The organism is Pseudomonas sp. SDO5532_S415 (genome assembly GCF_054071155.1).
On record NZ_JBSVWS010000274.1, the window covers coordinates 1 to 4,690 of the forward strand.

At 61.1% G+C, this 4,690-nt stretch carries 5 protein-coding genes; 3 read left to right on the forward strand and 2 right to left on the reverse strand.

The genetic code is table 11. The features are described from left to right. Positions 1-46: 46 nt before the first annotated feature. The gene (gene ftrA / locus ACW9HW_RS28900) at positions 47-1,021 is read right to left on the reverse strand and encodes a transcriptional regulator FtrA (RefSeq protein WP_095193481.1); all 975 of its coding nucleotides are present in this window, start codon (positions 1,019-1,021) and stop codon (positions 47-49) included. A 101-nt stretch (positions 1,022-1,122) separates the two neighbouring features. Here ftrA and ACW9HW_RS28905 point away from each other — a divergent pair, with 101 nt between their 5' ends. After that, positions 1,123-1,557, forward strand: a complete 435-nt coding sequence (locus ACW9HW_RS28905; protein ID WP_095193482.1) for a rhodanese-like domain-containing protein — start codon at positions 1,123-1,125, stop codon at positions 1,555-1,557. A gap of 175 nt (positions 1,558-1,732) precedes the next feature. Here the strand turns inward: ACW9HW_RS28905 and ACW9HW_RS28910 are convergent, their stop codons facing one another. Further along, positions 1,733-2,374, reverse strand: a complete 642-nt coding sequence (locus ACW9HW_RS28910; protein ID WP_457402720.1) for a type 1 glutamine amidotransferase — start codon at positions 2,372-2,374, stop codon at positions 1,733-1,735. 213 nt (positions 2,375-2,587) lie between these two features. Here ACW9HW_RS28910 and ACW9HW_RS28915 point away from each other — a divergent pair, with 213 nt between their 5' ends. Together ACW9HW_RS28915 and ACW9HW_RS28920 are read left to right on the forward strand one after the other, a co-directional pair. Further along, on the forward strand, positions 2,588-3,367 hold the full coding sequence (locus tag ACW9HW_RS28915) for an ABC transporter substrate-binding protein (protein ID WP_095193484.1): 780 nt from the start codon (positions 2,588-2,590) through the stop codon (positions 3,365-3,367). 138 nt (positions 3,368-3,505) lie between these two features. Continuing rightward, positions 3,506-4,618: a succinylglutamate desuccinylase/aspartoacylase family protein gene (locus ACW9HW_RS28920; RefSeq protein ID WP_457402722.1), complete on the forward strand. Its 1,113-nt coding sequence runs from the start codon at positions 3,506-3,508 to the stop codon at positions 4,616-4,618. Positions 4,619-4,690: the final 72 nt, after the last annotated feature.

Sequence of the window (4,690 nt, forward strand, 5' to 3'; positions counted from 1 at the left end):
TCCCTGTGGGAGCGAGCCTGCTCGCGAAGAGGCCCTATAGGTCAACTCAAAAAATGATCTTGACCCCGCGTCCAAACCGCTCCCGATACACCGACGGCGGCACCCCGACCACGCTGCGAAATGCCACCCGAAAGCTTTCCACCGACCGATAACCGCAGCGCTGGGCAATCTGCTCGGTGTTCTGGTTCGTGCTTTCCAGCAGTTCGCGGGCGCGACCCAGGCGTTCGTGTTGCAGCCAGGTCTTGGGCGACTGGCCGCTGGCTTCGCTGAAACGCCGCAGGAATGTGCGCTCGCTCATGGCCGCTTCGCTGGCCAGGTCGCGCACTTCCAGCGGTTCATGCAGGCGCTCACGTGCCCATTGCATGACGCGGGAAAGATCGCTGCGCGGCGTAGGACTGACGGGTGTTGGAATGAACTGCGCCTGGCCACCGGTGCGTTGCGGCGACATCACCAGTCGCCGCGCCACGGTGTTGGCCACCTGGGTGCCGAAATCCCGTGCCACCAGATGCAGGCAGGCGTCGATGCCAGCGGCGCTGCCGGCTGAAGTGATCAATTGGCCTGAGTCGACATACAACACGTCCGGGTCCACCAGAATGTCGGGAAAACGTTCGGCCAGTTCCGTGGTGTAGCGCCAGTGCGTCGTGGCGCCGTGACCATTGAGCAAGCCGGTGGCAGCCAGCACGAATACCCCTGAGCAGATCGACAATAACCGCGCGCCCTGGGCATGAGCCTGGCGCAGGGCTGTGAGCAGCGCTTCGGGCACGGCCGCGTTGCGGTCGCGCCAGCCGGGAATGATGATGGTCCGGGCCTGCCCGAGCAGTTCCAGGCCACCATCGGCCAATACCTGGATGCCGCCCATGGCGCGCATCGGGCCCTGATCGACGGCGACGATTTGATGTTCGTACCAAGGGAAATCGAATTCCGGCCGCGCCAGGCCGAAGATCTCCACGGCGATGCCGAATTCGAAGGTACAGAGGCCGTCGTAGGCCAGAATCGCGACCAATCCAGGGGCAGGCTGCATTTGGCGGAAAATTCCCGGTGAGTGTCTTGTGCGCCACTGTAGCGACAAGTGGCACGCGGATAAAGTCGGTTCACACCCACTGCCACCCCGGAGTACTGCCCATGACCAGCCTGGTCCGCGAAATTCCCGCCGCCCCGTCGGCCATCGCCCTGATGCATTTCAGCAGCCGTCTGACGTTCGAAACTGACTGTTCCGACGTCCACGGCAGCCGACAGGCCGGCGAAATCGATTTTGTCCTGCTGGACGTACGTGGCCCGCTGGCGTTCGAGCGCGGTCATGTGCCAGGCGCGATCAATATTCCGGGACGTTTGCTCACGGCCGACAGTCTGGCGGCCTATCCGAAAAGCAGTCTGTTCGTGGTCTATTGCGCTGGGCCGCACTGCAATGGCGCGAACAAGGCCGCCGTGAAACTGGCGGCGCTGGGTTATCCGGTCAAGGAGATGATCGGCGGTGTGACCGGCTGGCTGGATGAAGGGTTTGAGTTGAGTGTTACGGTCCAACGACCTGCCAATACCGTTATCGGTTGCGAATGCTGATCTTCAGACACTGCTAGTCAACTGTGGCGAGGGAGCTTGCTCCCGCTGGGGCGCGAAGCGGCCCCAATACCTGTGATCACATGGCATTAGTCAAACCGCATTCACAGTATTTGCGACTGCTTCGCAGCCGGACGGGAGTAAACTCCCTCGCCACAAAAAGCGTTCGCGGCAGTGTTCAACGCTTGGTAGAAACCGCCCACCACTCATCCAGCGTCACCTGCAACCAGTCAACGACTGCGGCATGGGCGGCGCTGTCCTGCGGATCCCGAGGCAATGGTGACTCCTCGGCAAAATGCCGGTTCAGCAGCGCCACCGACTCGGCATTCCACTCCGGATGAAACTGCAAGCCCACCCGCGTCGGGCCTACGCGGTACATCTGCTGTAAACACTGTTCGCTGCTGGCCAGCAACTGAGCATCCGGCGGCAGGTCGATGGCGTCTTCGTGCCATTCCAGCACCTTCAGACGCTGACCATCGATAAAGGTAACGCATGTCCAACCCGTTTCAGTTCGCTCCATGCGCCGCACATTACCCCCCAGGCCGAGGGCCAGTAACTGTGCCCCCAGGCAAATGGCGAATACGGCCGCACCTAGCTCCAGACTCTGTGCCAGCCACTGGCGTTCGGCTTCCAGCCATGCAGGCCCGGCATTGGATTCATAGGGCCCGCCCAACAGAATCACTGGCGCCGCGCTCGCTGCGGGCAGTTGACCGAGGTCGGCGCGAAAGACGTTCAGCTTCACGCCACGGGCGTCGGCCCACGCCGCGATGGCGCCAGGCCCCTCGGCGGGGTGGTGCTGGATCAGGTTCAACTCGGACATCACGCTTTTCTCAAGGCAGAGTGGCACTCAATGTGCCGCAAAAAAGGGCTTGTCGCCAGCACGGCTCTTCAGGCGCAACGCCGCCGAAATCTTGTGCCATCGCACGAGCCACTCTAGACTGCCGGCCTCTTCGGTCCCTGTCCGCCACAAGCGAATGACCGAAAGCTGCCTATAAAAGCTGCCAACAATAGCCTCCGTACACAGGAGTTATAAATGAAGAAGCTAGTGATGTTCGGTGCCCTGGCACTGTCGATGTTGTCCCTGACCGCCGTGGCCGAAGACGCCAAGCCGATCCGCATCGGTATCGAAGCCGGTTACCCGCCATTCTCGATGAAAACCCCTGACGGCAAACTCACCGGTTTCGACGTCGATATCGGCGACGCGCTGTGCGAGCAGATGAAAGTGAAGTGCACCTGGGTCGAGCAAGAGTTCGACGGCCTGATCCCGGCACTGAAGGTCAAGAAAATCGACGCCATTCTGTCGTCCATGACCATCACCGATGACCGCAAGAAAAACGTCGATTTCACCATCAAGTACTATCACACCCCGGCGCGTTTCGTGATGAAGGCAGGTACCGACATCAAGGACCCGCTGACTGAACTCAAAGGCAAGAAGGTCGGTGTGCTGCGCGCCAGTACCCACGACCGCTTCGCCACTGAAGTGCTGGTGCCGGCCGGTATCGAGCTGGTCCGTTACGGTTCCCAGCAGGAAGCCAACCTGGACATGGTTTCCGGTCGCGTCGACGCGCTGCTGGCCGACTCGGTCAACCTCGACGACGGTTTCCTGAAGACCGACGCCGGTAAAGGCTTCGCTTTCGTAGGCCCGACCTATGAAGATGCCAAATACTTCGGCGGCGGCGCCGGTATTGCTGTGCGCAAAGGCGATAAGGAACTGGCGGACAAATTCAACACCGCCATCACCGAAATCCGCGCCAACGGCAAGTACAAGCAAGTGCAGGACAAGTATTTCGATTTTGACGTTTACGGCCATTAATACGCCGTAGAAAAAAGTGGCCCCGTTGACGCGGTGGCCACTTTTTTTATGCTCTCTATTGCAGTAGAGATCACCTGTGGGAGCGGGCTTGCTCGCTCCCACAGGTGATCTGGCTGTTCAGATATCAGGAGTTCCGCCATGCAACGCATCGACCACCCACTGCCCTGGAGCCACCTCGGAACCGAGCGCACCCTCAGCGTCTTTCGTTATGGCACCGGCACGCGCAAGGTCTACATCCAGGCCAGTCTGCACGCCGATGAGTTGCCGGGCATGCGCACGGCCTGGGAATTGAAGAAGCGCCTGACCGAGCTGGAAAGCCAGGGGCAGTTGCAAGGGGTGATCGAGCTGGTGCCGGTGGCCAACCCCATCGGTCTCGATCAGCACTTGCAAGGCAGCCACATGGGGCGTTTCGAACTCGGCAGTGGCAAGAACTTCAATCGCGCATTCGTCGAACTCAGTGCCCCGGTGGCGCAGTTGATCGGTGATCGTCTGGGCAGTGATGCCGAGGCCAATATCGCACTGATCCGCCAGACCATGGGCCAAGTGCTCGACGGCTTGCCGGCTCCGGCTTCACAACTGGAGGCGATGCATCGTTTGTTGCTGCGTCATGCCTGCGACGCCGACATCACCCTCGACCTGCATTGCGACTTCGACGCGGCGATTCATATTTACGCCTTGCCGCAACACTGGCCGCAGTGGCGATCCCTGGCGGCGCGCTTGAAGGCCGGCGTGGCGCTGCTGTGTGAAGATTCCGGCGGCAGCTCTTTCGATGAGTCCTGTTCCTCGCCATGGTTGCGCCTGGCCAGGGCCTTCCCCGACGCGGCGATTCCACCGGCCAACCTGGCGACCACCCTGGAACTGGGCAGCATGGGCGACACCCGGGTCGACCAGGCGCAAGCCAATTGCGAGGCGATTCTGGGCTTTCTTGCTGAGCAGGGTTTCATCAAGGGCACCTGGCCGGCGGCGCCGGATGAATGCTGCGAGGGCATGCCGTTCGAAGGCACCCAATATCTGTTCGCACCCCATCACGGGGTGGTCAGTTTTCTGCGCGAGGCCGGTGAATGGGTGGAGAAGGGCGATGCACTGTTTGAAGTGGTCGACCCGTTGAACGACAAGGTCACTACCGTGCGGGCGGGCACCAGTGGCGTGTTGTTTGCTATCGATCGCGGGCGCTATACGCAACCGGGGACCTGGCAGGCGAAGGTGGCGGGGCGTGAGCCGATTCGGGTTGGGAAGCTGATTAACGACTGACTGAGGTTTTTTTCGCAGTTGGTTGCGCCCCCTTCGCGAGCAGGCTCGCTCCCACATTTGAAATGCATTCCC

Coding starts and splice junctions, on each gene's coding strand:
- ftrA (WP_095193481.1), bottom strand. CDS start 1,021: ATGCAGCCTGCCCCTGGATTGGTCGCGATTCTGGCCTACGACGGCCTC.
- ACW9HW_RS28905 (WP_095193482.1), top strand. CDS start 1,123: ATGACCAGCCTGGTCCGCGAAATTCCCGCCGCCCCGTCGGCCATCGCC.
- ACW9HW_RS28910 (WP_457402720.1), bottom strand. CDS start 2,374: ATGTCCGAGTTGAACCTGATCCAGCACCACCCCGCCGAGGGGCCTGGC.
- ACW9HW_RS28915 (WP_095193484.1), top strand. CDS start 2,588: ATGAAGAAGCTAGTGATGTTCGGTGCCCTGGCACTGTCGATGTTGTCC.
- ACW9HW_RS28920 (WP_457402722.1), top strand. CDS start 3,506: ATGCAACGCATCGACCACCCACTGCCCTGGAGCCACCTCGGAACCGAG.